19 protein-coding genes are annotated in these 19,862 nt (G+C 35.1%); 18 read left to right on the forward strand and 1 reads right to left on the reverse strand.

Annotated elements, in window-relative coordinates:
* Positions 1-54: 54 nt before the first annotated feature.
* The 15 genes from B9T36_RS16505 (at position 55) to B9T36_RS16575 (ending at position 14,284) form a co-directional block, all read left to right on the forward strand.
* Entirely contained in the window at positions 55-828 is a 774-nt protein-coding gene (locus B9T36_RS16505; RefSeq protein WP_086210539.1) for a (S)-acetoin forming diacetyl reductase, read from the forward strand.
* Positions 829-860: 32 nt separating this feature from the next.
* Positions 861-1,973 carry an NADH:flavin oxidoreductase/NADH oxidase gene (locus B9T36_RS16510; RefSeq protein WP_086210540.1) on the forward strand — a complete coding sequence of 371 codons (1,113 nt, stop codon included), beginning with the start codon at positions 861-863 and terminating at the stop codon, positions 1,971-1,973.
* 216 nt (positions 1,974-2,189) lie between these two features.
* The gene (locus tag B9T36_RS16515; protein WP_086210541.1) at positions 2,190-3,317 is read left to right on the forward strand and encodes a glycerol dehydrogenase; all 1,128 of its coding nucleotides are present in this window, start codon (positions 2,190-2,192) and stop codon (positions 3,315-3,317) included.
* Between the two features lie 79 nt (positions 3,318-3,396).
* Positions 3,397-4,260, forward strand: coding sequence for a transporter (locus B9T36_RS16520; protein ID WP_086210542.1), 864 nt, complete (start codon positions 3,397-3,399; stop codon positions 4,258-4,260).
* Positions 4,261-4,525: 265 nt separating this feature from the next.
* Complete coding sequence (locus B9T36_RS16525; RefSeq protein WP_086210543.1) at positions 4,526-6,160, forward strand: flavin-containing monooxygenase; 1,635 nt, start codon at positions 4,526-4,528, stop codon at positions 6,158-6,160.
* Positions 6,161-6,187: 27 nt separating this feature from the next.
* The gene (locus B9T36_RS16530; RefSeq protein WP_086210544.1) at positions 6,188-7,618 is read left to right on the forward strand and encodes an NAD-dependent succinate-semialdehyde dehydrogenase; all 1,431 of its coding nucleotides are present in this window, start codon (positions 6,188-6,190) and stop codon (positions 7,616-7,618) included.
* A 63-nt stretch (positions 7,619-7,681) separates the two neighbouring features.
* Positions 7,682-8,611 (forward strand): helix-turn-helix domain-containing protein, encoded by a 930-nt coding sequence (locus B9T36_RS16535; RefSeq protein ID WP_171264499.1) that lies wholly within the window; start codon positions 7,682-7,684, stop codon positions 8,609-8,611.
* Between the two features lie 21 nt (positions 8,612-8,632).
* Positions 8,633-9,178 carry an RBBP9/YdeN family alpha/beta hydrolase gene (locus tag B9T36_RS16540; RefSeq protein ID WP_086210546.1) on the forward strand — a complete coding sequence of 182 codons (546 nt, stop codon included), beginning with the start codon at positions 8,633-8,635 and terminating at the stop codon, positions 9,176-9,178.
* A gap of 272 nt (positions 9,179-9,450) precedes the next feature.
* The gene (locus B9T36_RS16545; RefSeq protein ID WP_086210547.1) at positions 9,451-9,648 is read left to right on the forward strand and encodes a tautomerase family protein; all 198 of its coding nucleotides are present in this window, start codon (positions 9,451-9,453) and stop codon (positions 9,646-9,648) included.
* Between the two features lie 71 nt (positions 9,649-9,719).
* A complete protein-coding gene (locus B9T36_RS16550; protein WP_086210548.1) occupies positions 9,720-10,073 on the forward strand; it encodes a putative quinol monooxygenase in 354 nt (117 codons plus the stop codon).
* Between the two features lie 17 nt (positions 10,074-10,090).
* Positions 10,091-10,744, forward strand: coding sequence for a glutaredoxin 2 (gene grxB / locus B9T36_RS16555; protein WP_139841372.1), 654 nt, complete (start codon positions 10,091-10,093; stop codon positions 10,742-10,744).
* A gap of 21 nt (positions 10,745-10,765) precedes the next feature.
* Complete coding sequence (locus B9T36_RS16560; RefSeq protein ID WP_086210550.1) at positions 10,766-11,767, forward strand: alpha/beta fold hydrolase; 1,002 nt, start codon at positions 10,766-10,768, stop codon at positions 11,765-11,767.
* A gap of 54 nt (positions 11,768-11,821) precedes the next feature.
* A complete protein-coding gene (locus B9T36_RS16565) occupies positions 11,822-12,742 on the forward strand; it encodes a LysR family transcriptional regulator (protein WP_086210551.1) in 921 nt (306 codons plus the stop codon).
* Between the two features lie 139 nt (positions 12,743-12,881).
* Positions 12,882-13,157: a metal/formaldehyde-sensitive transcriptional repressor gene (locus B9T36_RS16570; protein WP_086210552.1), complete on the forward strand. Its 276-nt coding sequence runs from the start codon at positions 12,882-12,884 to the stop codon at positions 13,155-13,157.
* A 17-nt stretch (positions 13,158-13,174) separates the two neighbouring features.
* The gene (locus B9T36_RS16575; RefSeq protein ID WP_086210553.1) at positions 13,175-14,284 is read left to right on the forward strand and encodes an S-(hydroxymethyl)glutathione dehydrogenase/class III alcohol dehydrogenase; all 1,110 of its coding nucleotides are present in this window, start codon (positions 13,175-13,177) and stop codon (positions 14,282-14,284) included.
* Positions 14,285-14,551: 267 nt separating this feature from the next.
* Here B9T36_RS16575 and catA read toward each other — a convergent pair whose 3' ends face one another.
* Positions 14,552-15,472 (reverse strand): catechol 1,2-dioxygenase, encoded by a 921-nt coding sequence (gene catA / locus B9T36_RS16580; protein ID WP_086210554.1) that lies wholly within the window; start codon positions 15,470-15,472, stop codon positions 14,552-14,554.
* Positions 15,473-16,031: 559 nt separating this feature from the next.
* On the opposite strand from catA, the gene salA reads away from it, so the two are divergent.
* The 3 genes from salA (at position 16,032) to B9T36_RS16595 (ending at position 19,737) form a co-directional block, all read left to right on the forward strand.
* On the forward strand, positions 16,032-17,318 hold the full coding sequence (salA, locus tag B9T36_RS16585; protein WP_086210555.1) for a salicylate 1-monooxygenase: 1,287 nt from the start codon (positions 16,032-16,034) through the stop codon (positions 17,316-17,318).
* A gap of 118 nt (positions 17,319-17,436) precedes the next feature.
* A complete protein-coding gene (locus B9T36_RS16590) occupies positions 17,437-18,789 on the forward strand; it encodes an MFS transporter (protein ID WP_086210556.1) in 1,353 nt (450 codons plus the stop codon).
* Between the two features lie 54 nt (positions 18,790-18,843).
* A complete protein-coding gene (locus B9T36_RS16595; RefSeq protein ID WP_086210557.1) occupies positions 18,844-19,737 on the forward strand; it encodes a LysR family transcriptional regulator in 894 nt (297 codons plus the stop codon).
* Positions 19,738-19,862 lie beyond the last annotated feature (125 nt).

Consider the following 19,862-nt stretch of genomic DNA (forward strand, 5'->3'; position numbering starts at 1 on the left):
TTTTAAAAAAATAAATCAAGAGGCCCAATTTCTAGGTCTCTTAGGGAGTTTTTCATGTCTAAAAAAGTTGCTTTTATTACAGGTGCTGGTCAGGGAATTGGAGAAGCAATTGCTTCACGATTAGCAAAAGACGGTTTTATGGTTGCTTGTGCTGATTTAAATCTTAAAACAGCACAACAGGTTGTAGATAAAATTAATGCAGAGGGTGGATCTGCGGTTGCTGTGCAAGTTGATGTTGCAAATAGAGAAAATGTTTTTCAAGCTATACAGAAAACATTAGATTTGTGTGGGGATTTGCATGTTGTAATCAATAATGCAGGGATCGCCCCGATCATGCCAATTGAGGCAGTAACCCCTGAAATTTATCAAAAAACTATGGATATTAATATTGGTGGTGTTCTATGGGGAATTCAAGCTGCAGTTGATGCATTTAAAAAGTTGGGACATGGTGGAAAAATAATTAGCGCTTCATCTCAAGCTGGTCAGGTTGGAAATCCGGAATTGTCAGTTTATGGCGCAACAAAATTTGCTGTTCGTGGAATTACACAAACAGCTGCTAAAGAGCTTGCACCTTTAGGTATCACAGTTAATGCGTATTGCCCAGGTATTGTAGATACACCAATGATGAGGAAAGTAGCTCAGGATTTGGCTGATTTATCAGGTGAGAGTTTTGAATGGGGGATGCAGCAATTCGCACAAAATATCACATTAAAACGAATCTCAAAACCAGAAGATGTTGCCGCTTGTGTCGCATTTTTATCAGGTCCAGATTCTGACTATATAACTGGTCAGGCTATTATTGTAGATGGTGGAATGGTTTTTAATTAAAAAATTAACAATTTTTGTAGGGAAATTAACGCATGGTAGCTTTATTCTCAGAATTTAAATTAAAAGACATTACCTTAAAAAATCGCATAGCGGTGCCACCTATGTGTCAATACAATGCAATTGATGGTTTGGCTAATGACTGGCATTTAACTCACTATTCAGAGCTTGCTAGAGGCGGATCTGGGCTTGTGATTGTTGAAGCTACAGGAGTTTCTCCTGAAGGCCGAATTACACCAGGATGTCTAGGTCTATGGAATGACTCTCAAGCTCAAGAGTTAAGTAAGGTTGCGGCCACAATAAAAAAATCTGGAGCTGTTCCAGGCATACAAATTGCACATGCAGGTAGAAAAGCAAGTGCCAATAAACCATGGGAAGGAGATGACCACCTTCCAGAAGATCATGCTGAAGCTTGGCAAATAATAGGACCATCTTCTATTGCTTTTGGTAAAAATTTACCTCGCATCCCAAAAGAAATGAATCTCGAAGATATTTCTCGTGTTCAACAAAACTTTGTTGATGCTGCCAAAAGGGCTTTAGATGCAGGTTTTGAATGGTTAGAACTTCATTTTGCGCATGGTTATCTAGCGCAAAGTTTTTTTTCAAAGCACTCTAATTACCGCCAAGATCGATATGGTCAAAATTTAGATGGGAGAAGTCGTTTCCTTCTTGAGACTATGGCGAAGGTGCGTCAAGTTTGGCCTGAGCATTTACCCTTAACTGCCCGTTTTGGAGTGTTGGAATATGATGGCCAAGATGAAGAGACGCTGCAGGAGTCTATCCAATTGGTTAAGCGCTTTAAACAAGAAGGTCTAGATCTATTAAATGTGAGTATGGGTTTTAGCATTCCTGTAACGACAACACCTTGGTCTGAGCAAGGATTTATGGCGCCTATTTCAAAACGAATACAACAAGAAACAGGTATTAAAGTTGCTTCATCTTGGTGTATTGATCAAGCTGAGGTAGCGAACAGTGTGATTGAAAATAATCAATTAGATTTGGTTATGATTGGCCGTGCAATGCTTGCAAATCCGCATTATCCCTATACTTTGGCTAAACAGTTGAACTTAGAAAACCCTTCATGGGTCTTACCTGCACCTTATGCTCATTGGCTCAGTCGTTATCAATTAGGAAGATTTACTGATTAATAGCTTTGGTTTCAAAAAGCTCTATTAATTTTCATGACAGCAATAGGGATTACTTTTATCTAATTAACTTAAGATAAATTTTTAAAAACTTGATTTTAAATTTTGTGAATGCATGTGGTCTTGGATCACATGTATGGGTTAGTTATTTTCTAAAAATGACTCGTTTTATTTATTGACGTCATTATTTAAACATATCTCAAAGGAAAAGGAATATCCGTGAACATTACAAAAGCAATTGCATCACCATCTAAATTTTTGGTCCAAACAGACTTATTAAAAGAACTTGGCACGCATGGTAAGGTTTTCGGTAAAAATGCATATTTAATTTGTGATTCATTCATTGTAGAGCAGGTAAAACAAAAAGCTATACCTAGTTTTATTGGCAATACAAGTGCTCAAATAGGAGTCTTTGGTGGTCAATGCTCAGATACTGAAATTGAAAAGCATAAGATAGCGGCTTTAGATTTTGATTATATCGTGGGTATCGGTGGTGGTAAAACACTAGATACGGCTAAAGCCACTGCTCATTATTTAGTTAAACCGGTTTTAATTTTACCAACATTGGCTTCTACTGATGCGCCATGTACAGCAATATCCGTTATCTATAATGATGATGATACTTTCAATAGATATTTATTTTTATCAAAGAATCCAGATGTGGTCCTAGCAGATACACAGATTTTGGCTGAAGAGCCTGTGCGTTTTTTTGCTGCTGGAGTAGGAGATGGATTGGCGACATATTTTGAAGCTAGAGCTTGTTATAAAGCTCAAAAAGATAATTTGATTTTAGGTCAACATGGCTCAATGCTTAAGCCCTCACTTATAGGTTTTACAATTGCAAAAACATGTTATGAAACAATTAAGTTACATGCAGCACAAGCAGTGTATGCGGTTAAAAATAAAGTAGTTACACCTGCTTTAGAACATACTATTGAAGCCACGATTTATATGTCAGCAGTTGGTGCCGAGTCTGGAGGGTGTGCAGCAGCTCATGCTATCCACAACGGAATGACGGTTGTTGATGATTTACATGGCGCACAACATGGTGAAAAAGTCCTATTTGGATTATTTACTCAGCTCGTCATGGAAGCTGTACCGAAACATGAGTTTCAAGAGGTGATTGATATTGCTATAGCTGTAGGCTTGCCATTGACACTTGAAGACCTTGGATTAAAAGAATTCAGAGAAAATGAATGGCGTAAGGTTGCTGAAATTGCATGTGATTCCAATGATACGATGCATAACATGCCATTTACAGTCACACCTGAGATGGTTTACAGCGCGATTGTAGCAACTAACGCTATGCTAAATGATTATAAAGAAAAACATTATATTCATTCGTAAATAAATCAATGCCTATTCTTAGTAGTTATTGAAAATATTAGTCTCTGAATCGAAGTATTTTAACTAAAATGGATTTTATATGGTCACTCATAACTTTAAAAACTTAAAGGTTGTTCTATACACATCAGCTTTATTTAGTATTAGCTCATCAATTTTTGCTGCAGGTGTAAGTGCGGATCCTGGGGATTATAAAGCCCTTCCTGCGGGTACGAATTTAGCAGTTGCATATTATCAACATTTAACGGCTGATGATGTCTATTCGAATAATAATAAAGTTGTCGATGATTTAGGATTAACTCTGGATTTAGGCATGCTTCGTTATGTTAGGTATATGGAAATTGGAGGATTACTTATGGATCCTCAGATTGTTTTACCTTTTGCCAAGCAACAAAATTCATTAGATAGTTCAGAAAACAGCGGAATTGGTGATTTATTGGTTGGAGGGGTTGCCTGGCCTTATCATAATGAGGAGTTGGGTAGATATTTTGCATTGGGTGGCTTTCTTTCCATTCCGACAGGTTCGCATAAAGAAGATAATTTCGCAATCAGTAATGATCGCTTCCAGTACAATTTTCAAACTGGATACCAACATGCATTAAACCCAAATATAGTTCTTGAAGGAATTGCTCAAATTGAACTTTATAGTGATAAAGATAAAAGTGGAATGGAAAAAGAAACATTTTATCAAACTGATTTATCAGCAATTTACAAGTTTAATAGTGAAACAAGTCTTGCAATTACATGGAGAAGGGTTGATGGTGGACGGGAGTTCTTAGGAAATGAAACAATGCTAGAGAGTGAGCAAAAAAATATACTGCTCTTGTCTGGAGCAACTAATATTGCAAAAAATACTCAATTGTTACTTCAATGGCGCCAAGATTTTGATGTAAAAGACGGTGCAGAAATCTCAGGTATTCAGAGTAGATTAGTTTTTGCTTTTTAAAACACAACGAGTATAAATACAAATAGTGAATTAATTTCACTATTTGTATATTACATATAGTTAAAAAATAATTTCAACAAGTATTTAAATTAATGATTTTTAAATAATTTTTAATTTTCACATACATGATCATTTTGTCCAATTTATTCTAAGTTTTATCCAATCCTACAGAAATATAATTTGCGATCCTAGCAGACATGAAGAATCTGTGACCTAAATTTAATTGTTTTAAGATTCTCTTTTTATAGAAATATGGAGATAAAAAATGTCAATGACTGATATGAACTATGATGCGATAGTAATTGGAACTGGTTTTGGTGGGTTGTATGCAATCAAAAAGTTACGTGATGAACTAAACTTAAGTGTTCGTGCTTTTGATAAAGCCACAGAAGTGGGTGGAACCTGGTTTTGGAATAAATATCCTGGTGCATTATCAGATTCAGAAACTCATTTATATCGTTACTGCTGGGAAAAAGAGTTACTGCAAGAATTTGATATTAAAAATAAATACATTAACGGTCCCGATGTTTTTAATTATTTAAAAGCAGTCGCTGACAAGCACGACCTTAGAAAAAATATTGAGTTTAATACTGGTATTAATTCAGCACATTTTGATGAGCTAAATAATCAATGGGTCGTAACTACCGATAAAGGAGATGTTTTTAGATCCCGTTTTCTAGTCACTGCTCTAGGTCTTTTATCTGCACCTAATCTGCCTAAGATTAAAGGAATCGAAAATTTTAAAGGGGAGCTTTATCATACTAGTCGCTGGCCTGAGCATGTTGATGTTTCTGAAAAGCGTGTAGCTGTGATTGGTACAGGTTCTACAGGTGTACAGGTTATTACTTCAATTGCACCCAAAGTTAAACATTTGACAGTTTTACAACGTTCGGCACAATATACAGTGCCTATTGGTAATAGCCAGTTATCAGAGCAAGAAGTAAAAAATATCCGTGATAACTATGAACAAATTTGGGATCAGGTTTGGAATTCAGCCCTTGGTTTTGGCTTAAATGAGACAGATCGTCCTACCTTTAGTGTGACTCCTGAGGAGCGTAAAGCTATCTTTGAGGATGCATGGCAAAAAGGTGGCGGTTTCCGATTTATGTTTGAAACTTTTGGTGATATTGCGACCAATATGGATGCCAATATTGAGGCTCAAAACTTTGTTAAAAACAAAATTACTGAAATTGTAAAAGATCCTGAAACTGCACAAAAATTAATGCCTAAAGATTTATATGCTAAACGTCCTTTATGTGACAGTGGGTACTATGCGGTCTTTAACAGAGAGAATGTAACACTTGAAGATGTAAAATCTAATCCAATTCAGGAGATCACTGAAAAAGGTGTATTACTGACTGATGGGAAATTCATAGAGTTGGATATGCTTATTTGTGCAACTGGATTTGATGCAGTAGATGGGAATTATATTCGAATGGATATCCGTGGTAGAAACGGGTTAGAAATGAAAGATTACTGGAAAGAAGGACCTTCAAGCTACTTAGGTGTTACAGTAGCAAATTATCCAAATATGTTTATGGTACTTGGACCTAATGGGCCTTTTACAAACTTGCCACCGTCTATTGAAAGTCAAGTTGAATGGATTAGTGATTTTATTCAATATGCGCAAGAGCAGAATATTGAGTCAATTGAAGCTCCTGTGATTGAAGAGGAAAAGTGGTCTCAGGTTTGTGCAGATATTGCAGCTCAGACTTTATTTCCTAAAGCAGAGTCATGGATTTTTGGCGCTAATATTCCAGGTAAAAAGAATACAGTTTATTTCTATATGGGTGGTCTTAAAGAATATCGGAGTGTTCTTGCTCAAGTACGTCTGAACAATTTTTCCAATTTTAAGTTAACAGCTAAATCACATTCGAAAGAATCAGTTGTAGCTTCATAAGATATAATTTATTAAGAGTATAAGTAAATGAACTATCCACAAATACCTATGTACATCAATGGTGAGTTTATTCACCTAAACAGAGATAGCAGAGAGATCCTTAATCCTGCGACGAATGAGTGTATTGGTGTAATGCCATGTGCAACTCAAAGTGATTTAGATTTAGCATTAGAAAGTGCACAAGAAGCATTCGAATCTTGGAAAGATACTTCTCCCTTGTTACGAAGTGACATTTTACGAAGGTTTGCTCAACTTGCACGTGAACGTTCTGAAGAAATCGGACGTTGGATTACCATCGATCAAGGAAAGCCACTTCAAGAAGCAATTGGAGAGGTAAAAGTTTGTGCAGAACATGCAGAATGGCATGCTGAAGAATGTAGACGAATTTATGGTCGTGTTATTCCGTCCAGACGTTCTGATATTGAACAAATTGTTATTCGTGAACCAATAGGTGTGTGTTTAGCTTTTTCGCCTTGGAATTTTCCATTTAATCAGGCAATCAGAAAAATTTCAGCAGCTATTGCAGCTGGTTGTAGCATCATCATAAAAGGTTCAAGTGATACACCAAGTGCAGTAGTAGCGATTGCACAAATGTTTCATGAGGTGGGCTTACCTAAAGGTGTTTTAAATATGGTATGGGGAGATTCAGATTTTATTTCTGAATACTTAATCAAATCTCAGATCATTAAAAAAGTAAGTTTTACTGGGTCTACTCCAATCGGAAAAAAATTGGCTGCCCTAGCAAGTTTACACATGAAGCAATGTACCATGGAGTTAGGGGGACATGCTCCCGTCATTATTTGTGATGATGCCAATATTGATAAGACGGTTGAAGCTTTGGTTGGATATAAATTCAGAAATGCTGGGCAAGTGTGTATATCTCCAACAAGATTTTATGTTCAAGAAAATGTTTATCATGAAGTTGTACAAAAAATTACTCAACGTACTCAGAAAATTAGAGTTGGAAATGGTCTAGATAGTCAAAGTCAAATGGGACCATTAGCACAAACTCGACGTATTAGTGCTATGCTTAAAATGGTCGGAGATGCAAAACAAAAGGGTGCAAAAATCCAAACAGGTGGTGAGGTAATGGACGGTAAGGGAAATTATTTCATGCCTACCGTAATTAGTGACTTAACCAATGAGATGGATTTTATGAATGATGAGCCTTTTGGTCCTATTATTGGTTTAGTTCCTTTTGGAACAGTTGATGATGTCCTTCTCGAGGCAAATCGGTTACCTTTTGGGCTAGCATCATACGCTTTTACACAATCTTTAGAAAATTCTCATAAAATTTCGAGAGGTTTAGAAGCTGGAATGGTATCGATTAACCACATTGGTTTAGCTCTTGCTGAGACTCCGTTTGGTGGTATTAAAGATAGTGGATTTGGTAGTGAAGGCGGTATTGAATCATTTGATGGGTATTTAAACACTAAGTTTATTACTAAAATGAACTAAATATTTTTGGTGAATTGAATTCAATTCACCAAATCTCTTTTGACTTTAAGGATGGAAGTTAAAATGAGTAAAGATAAAACTGAAAAAAAATTAGTGAAACCTGAAGAAGTAATCTTATGGGTTCCAGGAGATCTTACTATAGATAGTATAGGTCTTGGTTGGGATAATATAGCTATGCGTGGCTATAGTTATAACTATTTAGATGTTGATATTCCTGCAATGCGTGATTATATGATTGTTAACTACAAATCTAATAATCTAGAGATGAAACGTAGGGAAAATAATTCTTGGAAATCTAAATGTGTTAATCCTAAGACGGTTTCTTTACTGACCTGTGGTGAGGATACAAGATGGGCGTGGGATAAAGATCTCGAAGTCGTTCATGTTTATATAGCACATGAAACTGTATCAAATATGGCCAATCAAGTGTTTGATTATGATATTGCTAATATCAGAATTCCAGATGAGATAGGTGTAGAAGATGAAACATTACCAATTTTATCTTCATTGTTAGAGCAAGAATTAAGAAGTGGTGGGCTAGGGGGTAATTTATTTGTAGAAAGCCTTAAAAATCAAATTGCACTTCATCTTTTAAGGCGCTATGCAAAATTAGAGTTTAAGGAGGGTATTTGTAAAACAGGATTTAATTTGGTTCAGCGAAACTTATTAGTAGATTTTATTCAGCAACATTTAAGTGAAAAAATCTGCTTAGACGATTTAGCAGTATTAATCGGGATCAGCGTTCCACATTTAATGAGAAAGTTTAAAGTGGATTTCGGAACTTCCCCAGCGGCATATATTATGGAACAAAGGATTCAGTTAGCAAAAAAACTTTTGATAAGTCGAAAGGATATGCCAATTAAGGTTATTGCAAGTGAATCAGGCTTTTTTGACCAAAGCCATATGAATCGCGTATTTCATAAATTCTTCAAAAAAACTCCTGCTGAAATTCGACAGGAACTATCTAAAATTACACAAATTCAAATTGGTTAATATAAATTTAAGGAAATAGGAATGAGTAATTCAATATATTTAATTCATGGATACTTAGCAAATTCTGAATCACATTGGTTTCCATGGTTGAAAAAGGAGCTTCGAAAAAATAATAAAAAATTAATAGCTGAAACATTAACAAATGCAGATAATCCTGAATATCATATTTGGAAAAAAGATATTGGTAGTCTACTTAGTAATGTAAAAACTGGAGATTCTATTGTTTGTCATAGTTTAGGTTGTATTTCTACACTAGATTTTTTAAAAAACTATACTGGACCTAAACTTGATAAATTAATTCTTGTTGCTGGATTTAATGAGAAGTTAAAATCCTTTCCTTATTTAGATGATTTTATTAATGAATGTCAATTGGATTTGGAAAAAACGGCACAGTATTTTGACAAAATCATTGTTTTTGTATCTAGTAATGATGTAATTGTTGATCCAATCTTAACTAGGAATCTTGCAAAGCAACTTTCTGCAGAGTTGATTGTAGAAAATAATGCAGGTCATTTTTTAGAGTCTGATGGATATACTGAGTTTGACTCCCTATTAAATTTTATTTAATTTAAATTTTAATAAAACCAATGCCTATATTTTTTTGACATTGGTTTTTATATGCCTTTATATAAAATTTTATTTTACATTTATTTAAATAGGTGTGCAGATGATTGTAATAAAAATTTATTCTAATTCTAAAAAAAATATATAACAATGGTCTACAGTGACTCTTTGGCTTTGTAGAAGTTTTTTCTACAATGTTGAGAATTTTTGCATGTTTATCCCTATTCATTAATACTTTAAATTGATATGACACACACTTATGAATAGGAAATATAATGCCAGTAGTCAATATCCAATTATTTGAAGGCCGTGATGAAGCTAAACCAGCGATTGCAAAAGAAGTCACTGAAGCCATTTCTAAGCATGCAAATATAGACCCCAAATATATTTATGTCATCTTTAATGATGTTTCAGTAGACAACTGGGCTATATCGGGTGAGTTATTTTCAGAGACCTTAAAAAAACAAGGGTAAACAATTGATCAAGAGTAAGTGAAATTCAGTATTCACTTACTTTTTTATTAATCACACGAGTTGTAATACTAATGAATAATGAAATTATATGCGTATTTAAATTGAGTTTGGAGAGTGGTTCTTTTCAGGCTTTTGAAAAACTGATTGCACAGATTGTCAATGCTACAGATAAAGAAGTAGGTACCTTGACTTATTTATATAGTGTTAATGAAGAAAAGAGTAGTGTTCATATTATTGAACGATATAAAGAAAATTCACTTTTGTCACATATAGATACCACATTTTCACCTTTTGCAGAAGAATTTCTCTCTCTTGTTTCTATCACCGAACTCACCGTTTATGGTCATCCTAATCAAGAAGAAAAAAGTAGGTTAGATAAGTTTGGCGCTCAATATTTGACACCCTTTAATGGCTTTTCAAAATAATTTTAGGAGAAATTGAGTTGGAATTATATATTTACGATCATTGTCCGTTCTGTACCAGAGCCAGAATGATCTTTGGCCTAAAAAAAATGAATTATTCTGAAATTATTTTGGATAATCATGATGAGAAAACACCTATCAGTATGATTGGTAAAAAGAGTTTACCAATTCTGAAACTTAAAGATAATCACTATATCGGTGAAAGCTTAGATATTGTCACTTATATTGATTCTCTAAGTGGTGATCAATCCTTAACTAAAAATAGAAATATTGAGATTGAAAATTGGATTATCAATATTGAACAGACTATTTATGAATTAGCCATTCCTCGCTGGGCATTTTCTGATTTTAATGAGTTTAATGAAATAACGTCCAGAATGTATTTTATCAATAAAAAACAATCTGCTATTGGTGATTTTGTCGAAAAATTAAATACTAGTCCTGCGAAAATTGATTTGATTATTAAGGAGCTTGAAGTTCTTAATAACATCATAAGTTTGGAGTCATTCGAGAACAGAACGAATTTTTGGTCTTATACCGATATTCTTCTTTTTCCAATTTTACGATCTTTATCAATAGTTAAGGGTATTGTTTGGCCCAAGAATGTGCAATCTTGGATGGAAAAAATGTCAGAACAATGTGGCATTGCTTTGCACAATGATATTGCTCTTTAATCTATTCAATCTGAGTGAATTATGAATAAGTTACTTCCCATTTCGTTAAGTATAATTTTAACAAGCTTAAGCCCAAATCTATTTGCTGCAGATGCGGTTAAAGCACTCGCTCAGGATTATTATTTTCCTCATAAAATTGAAGGTTTTCCTGAAAAATTATCTCAGTTTAAAGACCTGAAAATTAACAAATTCAAGACGAGTGATAATGTTAATTTGGCTTATTGGGAAGCTGGAAGTGGCGAACCTGTAATCTTTGTACCAGGATGGTCAGCGAATGGTGCTGAATTTATTAATGTGATGTTTTTGCTCAGCAAAAAATATCACGTTTATGTATTAGACCCAAGAAATCAAGGTCTTTCAGATAGTGTGCCTTATGGTAATCGAATCTCACGTTATGCGGTCGATTTAAAAGAATTTATTGATCATACACAGAATAAGCAAGTCAATCTTGTAGGCTGGTCGATGGGTGCTTCTATTATCTGGAGTTATATCGATCTTTTTGGAGATACAAAGTTAAAAAAATTAGCCTTCATTGATGAACCCATCTCCATATATACTCATAGTGACTGGAGTGAAGAAAAGCGTTTAAACCTTGGTGCAATGACAACATCACCAGAACGTATGATTGCTGCATTTACTAAAAATGAATCTACAAATCAGCAAGTTGTAGATATGAATGTATTTGCACGTTATATGAAGCAAGATTCTGATTACTTTAAAAATTCGGAAAGTTTTGCTCAATCTATTATTAAAAAATCACCAGAAAGTATGTCTCCAGTCCTGTTTGATCATGCAACGAATAACTGGGAAGACGTTATTCAATACAAAGTAAACAAACCTACAGCAATTTTTACTGGAGAATTCAGTAACAATCTACAGAGTCAAAAATGGATGAATTCAGCAATTAGAAATTCTGAATTGTTTATTTATGAAGGGGATTATGCTGATCATTTTCTAGCATTTAAGAACCCGACTCAATTCACTCAGGATTTAATAGGTTTCATAGATAACAAAGAGAAATAGTGCTTTGTTAAATGGTGTATTAAACAGATTCACTTCTTTAGGACCATTCTCATTATGTCGTCTTCCATTTCATTAGATTCTTTTAAAAGTCTGATCTATTTTATTACTGCAGCACAGCAAAAGAGTTTTACCAATGCTGCAGAAGAATTAGGCGTTTCAAAATCTACTATTGGGAAAAGTATAAGTCGCCTAGAGGAAAATCTCGGGATTACATTATTTCATCGTAATACCAGAAAGATCACCTTAACGACTGAAGGTGAGGGATATTTAAAAAGTTGTTTGGATGCCTTACAAACTTTGGAGTCTGCACAAAACCTTTTGCGAGCGAATATCAATGCTCCTAATGGCATTGTAAGAATTGATATGCCTTCCGCTTTTGGTCGGAAGGTCATGATTCCCATCTTGATGGAAATGTCTTCTGAACATCCGAGATTAAATTTTATTATTACTTTTAATGATAAAGTTATTGACCCACAAGACCTAGGTTTTGATTTAGCTATTCGGTTTGGTGAGGTAAAAGATAGTTTGGATTTAGTTGCCAAAAATTTAAATGATCAACAGCTTGTACTCTGTGCGTCTACACAATATTTGAAAAAAAATGGAATTCCAAACACACTGGACGATTTAAATCAGCATCAATGTTTAGTTGCTTGGCGAGGAGCAACCCCGTTGGGTTGGTTGCTCAAAAATGAAAATTTACAAGATGTCAGATTTTATCCTAAGCCCTTTCATCAAATCAGTGATGGTGATGCAATGGTAGATGCTTGTTTACTTGGCGCTGGGATCATGCAATTCCCACTCTCCTTAATAAAAGAACACATTGTAGAGAATAAATTGCAAATCATATTGCCTGAGTTTAATCCAGACCCTACAAAACTTAGTATTATTTGGCCGCGTACACCCTTTTTACTACCAGGGTTACGTTATGTGATTGATACACTCATGGCCTTATCAGAGAAAAGTAAATTTAGTTAAAATAATCTTAACTATTTAATTTAATTTGTATTTTCAACTTAATTACCACATTAAATTTACTTTATTATTTATAATTAATTTGTTTTTTTTACCATTTATAGTACTATACCCCAGTATAGTTTATTAATGGTATGAAAATATGCCTAAACAAGTTGAAGATAAAAAAAGAATCTTGCTACGCATTAAGAAAATGAAAGGGCAAATGCAAGCAATTGAAAATGCTCTTGAAGGTGATATGCCTTGCGCCTCTATTTTGCAACAAATCTGTGCAATTCGAGGTGCAATGAATGGATTAATGACTGAACTTCTGGAGATACATCTAAAAGATACTTTGGTATCGGGTGATTCGACTGAAAGTGAACGAAATGAAGAGTTAATTGAAGTTAGTAGAATCCTCAAATCATATTTAAAATAGTATCAAAGGTGAAATTTATGAAATCACGTGCAGCTGTGGCGTTTGCGCCAGGACAACCACTTCAAATTGTTGAAATTGATATTGCCCCACCACAAAAAGGCGAAGTATTGGTTAAAATTACTCATACAGGTGTATGTCATACCGATGCGTTTACTTTATCAGGTGATGATCCTGAAGGTGTATTTCCAGCAGTACTTGGACATGAAGGTGCGGGTATTGTTGTTAAAGTTGGTGAAGGCGTAACTAGTGTTCAACCTGGTGATCACGTTATTCCACTTTATACCGCTGAATGTGGTGAATGCTTATTCTGTAAATCAGGTAAAACCAATCTTTGTGTAGCCGTCCGAGCAACTCAAGGTAAAGGTCTAATGCCAGATGGAACAACACGTTTTTCTTATAATGGTGAACCGATTTATCACTATATGGGTTGTTCAACATTTAGTGAATATACGGTTGTAGCTGAAGTTTCTTTAGCTAAAATTAATCCTGAAGCTAACCCTGAGCATGTATGTTTACTTGGTTGTGGTGTAACAACTGGTATTGGTGCAGTACATAATACTGCTAAGGTTCAGGAAGGAGATACCGTTGCTGTCTTTGGTTTAGGTGGTATTGGTCTTGCTGTCGTACAAGGTGCGCGTCAGGCAAAAGCGGGTCGTATTATTGTCGTAGATATGAATCCTGACAAATTCAAGTTGGCGGAAGAGTTTGGCGCAACTGATTTTTTAAATCCAAAGGATTATGAGAAGCCTATTCAGCAAGTGATTGTTGAAATGACTGGTTGGGGTGTGGACCATTCATTCGAATGTATTGGTAATGTGAATATTATGCGATCAGCCTTAGAATGTGCTCACCGTGGTTGGGGACAATCAGTGATTATTGGTGTTGCTGGTGCAGGTCAGGAAATTTCAACTCGACCATTCCAACTAGTTACTGGTCGAAAATGGATGGGTAGTGCTTTTGGTGGTGTAAAAGGTCGTACTCAACTTCCAGGTATGGTTGAAGATGCAATGAAAGGTGATATCCAATTAGAGCCTTTCGTCACGCATACCATGGCTTTAGATAAAATTAATGAAGCCTTTGATTTGATGCACGAGGGCAAATCAATTCGCACGGTCATTCATTACTAGTAACCTTTGAAAATACAGTATTTCTGAAATATGAGATACTGTACCTGGGATGTAATGTATTGAATCTATCTGTCATAAATTGATTTATTGGTTGTATGTATCTAATATACATACATAAATATTTATCGAAAAATATTATATTGTTTCAATTGAGAACAAAGTGAGTATAACTTATCTCATGAAACAATATAGGAGTTTTTTGAGATTATGTATGAGATATAAAAATATGGGATGTAACTATTAGTGTACATCCCAGTCTTCATTGTATTAAGCGATAGCGCGACGACGTACAACTTCTGTCGTCGGAACACCTTGCTGTTCTTTCACTAACTCAACATTGAATGTGATATGTTTGAATGGTTGCTTTACGCCACGACGAGTAATTTCAGTTTCATCTGTTACATCGACAGCAGTTGCCACTAGACCATCACGTGTTGCGAATGCGAAGTCATCCCAGAGGTATTTATCACCTTCAATGTTGAACTGTGTTGTCAACTTGCGATAACCAGGAGCAGAGACAAAGTAATGCACATGAGAAGGACGATTACCATGACGACCAAGTTTGTCGAGTACAAATTGTGTTGTACCATTCGGTGGACAACCATAACCAACAGGCATTGTGGTTTGTGCTAGGTATTTACCATCAGCATCAGTCAAAATTGTGCGACGTAAGTTAAAGTCAGATTGTGATTTATCAAAGAATGAATAGTTACCTAAGCTGTTGGCATGCCAAACTTCAATTTTGGCACCTTCAATAATATTGCCATCACTATCTGTTACTGTACCTTCAATAAACAATGTTGGGATTTTGTCTGTTTCAGAACCATCATCCATGCGAGCAAAACCTACAGATTCAGGTGCACCAGCGACATAAAGCGGACCTTCGATGGTACGTGGAGTACCGCCCGAAATACCAGCTTTAACATCAGCTTCATCAGCACGTAAATCAAGATAATGTTCCAATCCTAAACCTGCAGCAAGAAGCCCTAATTCATTGGCCTGACCAGCATCGGTAAAGTATTCCAGACCTTTCCATAATTCCGATTGTGAAATATCTAAATCTTCTATAGCTTGGAATAGATCACCAAGTAAACGTACAACAATTTGTTGTACACGAGCATTAACAGGGCCAGTCGCTGTGTCGACATTCATTTCTTTTACGAGAGCATCAATTTGTTGACGGTTCATACTATAACTTCCTGTAATAAGTAATCAGCTTTTCCAAAAATCAGCTAATTAATAAAGTTTAACTTGCTTAAATAAAACAAATTAAATAGAAAAAAAACTACATGTTTGCTTATTAATCGAGGCATACCAAGTTTTAATTAAAAAAGGTTCCTATGAGTAAAATACTTAATAAAAAGACTAAGTAATCCTCTAAATTTAGAATTTACTCTCAAATTATTAATTATAAAAATCGATATTTTTATAGTTAAAATATAGTCTAGATTGATATTTCTTTTTGGGGTAATAACATAGTCATCCTTTTTAAGCTTCATATCCATTTTTCCTAATTAAATATGAAATTTTTAATCAAAACACTTTTTTGAATGAGTGGATCAATCAAAATATACTTGATAATTTATTGATTTAATTGAAAATAAATTTAAATAATAAAAACTTAAAAATCGACTTTTTTAGGAAATATCAAAAAAATAGATAGTATAGGTAAAAAAATATAAATTGGATTTATCCTAAAAAATAACCAATCATAGAAATCTAAGCGATTTAGTAAGGAATGCTAAAAATGGACAAGAAGATTAAAGTTGCGGTGATTGGTGGCGGTATTGCTGGCTTAGCACTCACGACTCAATTGGTCAAAAATACGAATTTAGATGTACATCTATTTGAAGCCGCACCTCAATTTTCTGAAATTGGAGCGGGTATTTCTTTTGGCGCCAATGCAGTTAAAGCAATTCAGTTATTAGGCTTAAGCCAAGAGTACGAAGCTATTGCTGATAAGGTCAAAGCGCCATATACGGATATTTGGTTTCAATGGAGAAATGGCTATACAGATGAGTATTTATCTGCTTCCATTGCACATCAAGTTGGTCAGTCCTCTGTACACCGCGCAGATTTCCTCGATACTTTAATTCCTTTAGTCCCTTTAACTAATGTACATTTTAATAAACGGGTACAAGAAATTGAAGCCAATAAAAATCAAGTGACGATTACTTTCATTGATGGTCAACAAGCTGAATTTGATTATGTGATCGGCTGTGATGGAATTCGCTCTGTTATACGTAATCATGTGCTTGATTCAAACGAATTAGTGCGTGTTGAGCCGCAATTCTCTGGAACGTGGGCATATCGAGGTATTATTAAATTCCAAGATTTTAAAAATGCGATTGAAAAATTAGGCAACGATGTAGAAATTGCTGATGTTCCACAAATGTTTTTAGGTAAAGACAAGCATATTTTAACTTTCCCGATCCGTCAGGGTGAAGAGATCAATATCGTAGCTTTCAAATCTGATCGCACTCAAACTGCCTTAGCAGAAAATACACCTTGGACATTCCCTGTTTCAAAACAGGAAATGCTTGCTGATTTTGATGGCTGGAGTGACAGCTGCAAAGCTTTATTAGACCTCATCGAGTCGCCAACAATTTGGGCTTTACATGAAATCCAGCCTTTAACGACTTATAAGAACAAAAATAAGAATGTAATTTTAATTGGCGATGCTGCACATGCCATGTTACCGCATCAAGGTGCTGGTGCAGGGCAGGGCCTTGAAGATGCTTTAATTTTAGCAAAATTATTGGAAAATTCTGAGCTCAATTCTGAATCAATCAAACTTGTTTCTGAGGTTTATGAGCAAATCCGTTTAGACCGTGCTGTAAAAGTTCAAAATACCTCACGAGAATCTGGCGAAATTTATGAGCTCTATTCATCGAAGTATTCAGATTTCGATTCTGTAGGGAAACATTTAGCGCATCGTTTTGATTGGTTGTGGCAACACTCGCTGGAAAATGATATTCAGACAGCCCAAGTGGAATTAAAGAATAAATTAGAGCAAACAGAAATGTCAGCTTAAAGGAAAAGATTGAAAAATCAACAGTGCCTGTTTAGAAGGAAATTGATGGCTTAAACAGGCACGTTTGATTAAAGGAAAAAAATTACAAAACATGGGAATATGACCAGGGAGGTCAACTATGCAAACGATAAATGCAAATGAAATTATTGATCATGCTAAATTGAAAGCGATTCATTGGCGTGTGATTTTGCTTAGCGCACTCATCATCATTTTTGATGGCTATGATTTAGTAATATACGGTGTAGCATTACCCAAACTGATGGCAGAATGGAAAATTGATAGCATTACAGCTGGTTTTCTTGGCAGTGTCGCTTTATTTGGCATGATGTTTGGTGCCATTATTTTTGGTAGTTTGAGTGATAAATTAGAACGTTATGGATTCAGCCGTAAAAAATTAATTATTTTATGTATCTGTTTATTTAGTAGTTTTACCTTGCTTTGCGGATATGCAACGGGTCCACAAGAATTTGCAATTTTTCGATTCTTGGCGGGTCTCGGTTTAGGCGGTGTTATGCCAAATGTAATTGCACTTATGACGGAGTATGCTCCTAAAAAGCTACGTTCAACCTTAGTTTCATTAATGTTCAGTGGGTATGCTGTTGGTGGAATGTGTTCAGCTTTATTGGGAATGTGGCTGGTTCCTCAATTTGGTTGGAAGATCATGTTTATTTTAGGCGGATTACCACTATTACTGGTACCAATGATTTGGATGCTTTTACCAGAATCCATCGATTATTTGGTTCGCCAAAAGAGAACAGAAAAAGCAATTCAAATTCTGAAGAAAATTGATAGTAGTATTTCCTATACAGAAAAAACTCAAATCGGTCTACATCCAGTCAACCAGTCAACTTCTAAATCTCCTGTAAAAGATTTATTTGCAGAGAATCGGGGTATGGTAACGTTGTTATTCTGGGGCAGTGTGTTTATGGCACTCGTTTTAGTTTATGCCTTAGGGAATTGGTTACCGAAATTAATGGTGGAAGCTGGATATGATCTATCTACGAGCCTTGTTTTTCTGCTCGCCTTAAATATTGGTGGTATGCTTGGGGCAATTTGTGGTGGTTATTTTGCAGATCGTTTCAATTTAGCCAAAGTTTTATGTACGCTTTTTTTTAGTGGTGCGATTGCTTTAATATTACTCAGTTACAATTTACCTACTGTCATTCTATATTTCTGTATTGCTGTTGCGGGTGCGGCTTCAATTGGTGGACAAATTTTACTGTTAGCATTTATGTCGCAATTTTACTCATCCAACATTCGTGCAACAGGCTTAGGTATGGCTTTAGGTGTTGGTCGCTTAGGTGCAATTTTAGGGCCGATTTTATGTGGTTGGTTATTAAGCTTGAGCTTACCTATTAACTATAATTTTATTGCATTAGCCATTCCTTGTATCATTGCCGTGATGAGTGTCTCTATGATTCACTTTCGTTTAAAAAAAGCAAAATTAAACGCAAAAGTTGTAGAAGCCTAATAGCAAAAAATTGGGGGAGGTACGCCTCCCTAATTTTATCGAGATAAGAAAAAAATGATCGATCTAAGTCTTATTAAAGTTTTTATTATTATTTATGAAACTAAAAATATCAGCCATGCTGCTGATCGCTTAAATTTGAGCCAACCCTCAGTCACCTATAACCTCAATCGCCTACGTAAATATCTTAATGATGCTTTGTTTGAGCGTGATAAATTTGGTGTCAAACCAACCAAGTTGGCGCAAAGTCTATATCCGAGTTTTAGACAAGCTATTACCGATATTGAAATGGCGATTACAGCTTCGCAACAGTTTGATCCTAAAACATCTACCCGAATCTTTCGTTTGGGGTTGTCTGATTTAGGTGAAATCTGTCTTTTACCTTCATTGATTCAATATCTTTCTAAAGAAGCACCTTTTATTAAGATAGAGGTGGAGGAAATTCAATCTGATCGAGTCGAGGATTGGCTGATTGACGGTTTTTTAGATGTTGCTGTGTTTAATAGCAGTTATACTGTTATGCCTAAAATTGAATCGCGTAATGTATTTGAAGAGCGCTACATGTGCATTGCACACAAACACCATCCGCGTGTTAAGAATCAGCTCAGTTTAGAACTGTACCTCCAAGAAAATCATGCGGCAGTTAAGTCTTCAACAGGTCATATCGAAATAGATCAAAGACTAAAAGAATCAGGCTTAACAAGAAAAATTATGCTTGAACTTCCTCATTTTAGTGTATTACAAGATGTCATAACGAGTTCTGAGTTGCTGGTAACTTTGCCTTCTCGTGCCGCAAAAGTATATGCGCGAAATGGTGATGTAAATATTTTTGAATTACCATTTTCAGTTAAGCCCTTTAATGTCAGTGTCAATTGGTACAATCATCGAGATGACTTAGACGCTCGAACTTGGTTTATCAACAAACTTCAGGAATTATTTAAATTACTTTAATATCAAACAAAAATTTTAATCCTAGCCCCCGAGGGGACTAGGATTACCTAAAAAAATAACATTCGAACGATTAGATCAAATGTCTCTGGTAACAGATCCATACAAATCTTTTATGTTATCTAAAT

Origin of the sequence: Acinetobacter sp. ANC 4204 (genome assembly GCF_002135205.1) — a bacterium.
GTDB lineage: Bacteria > Pseudomonadota > Gammaproteobacteria > Pseudomonadales > Moraxellaceae > Acinetobacter.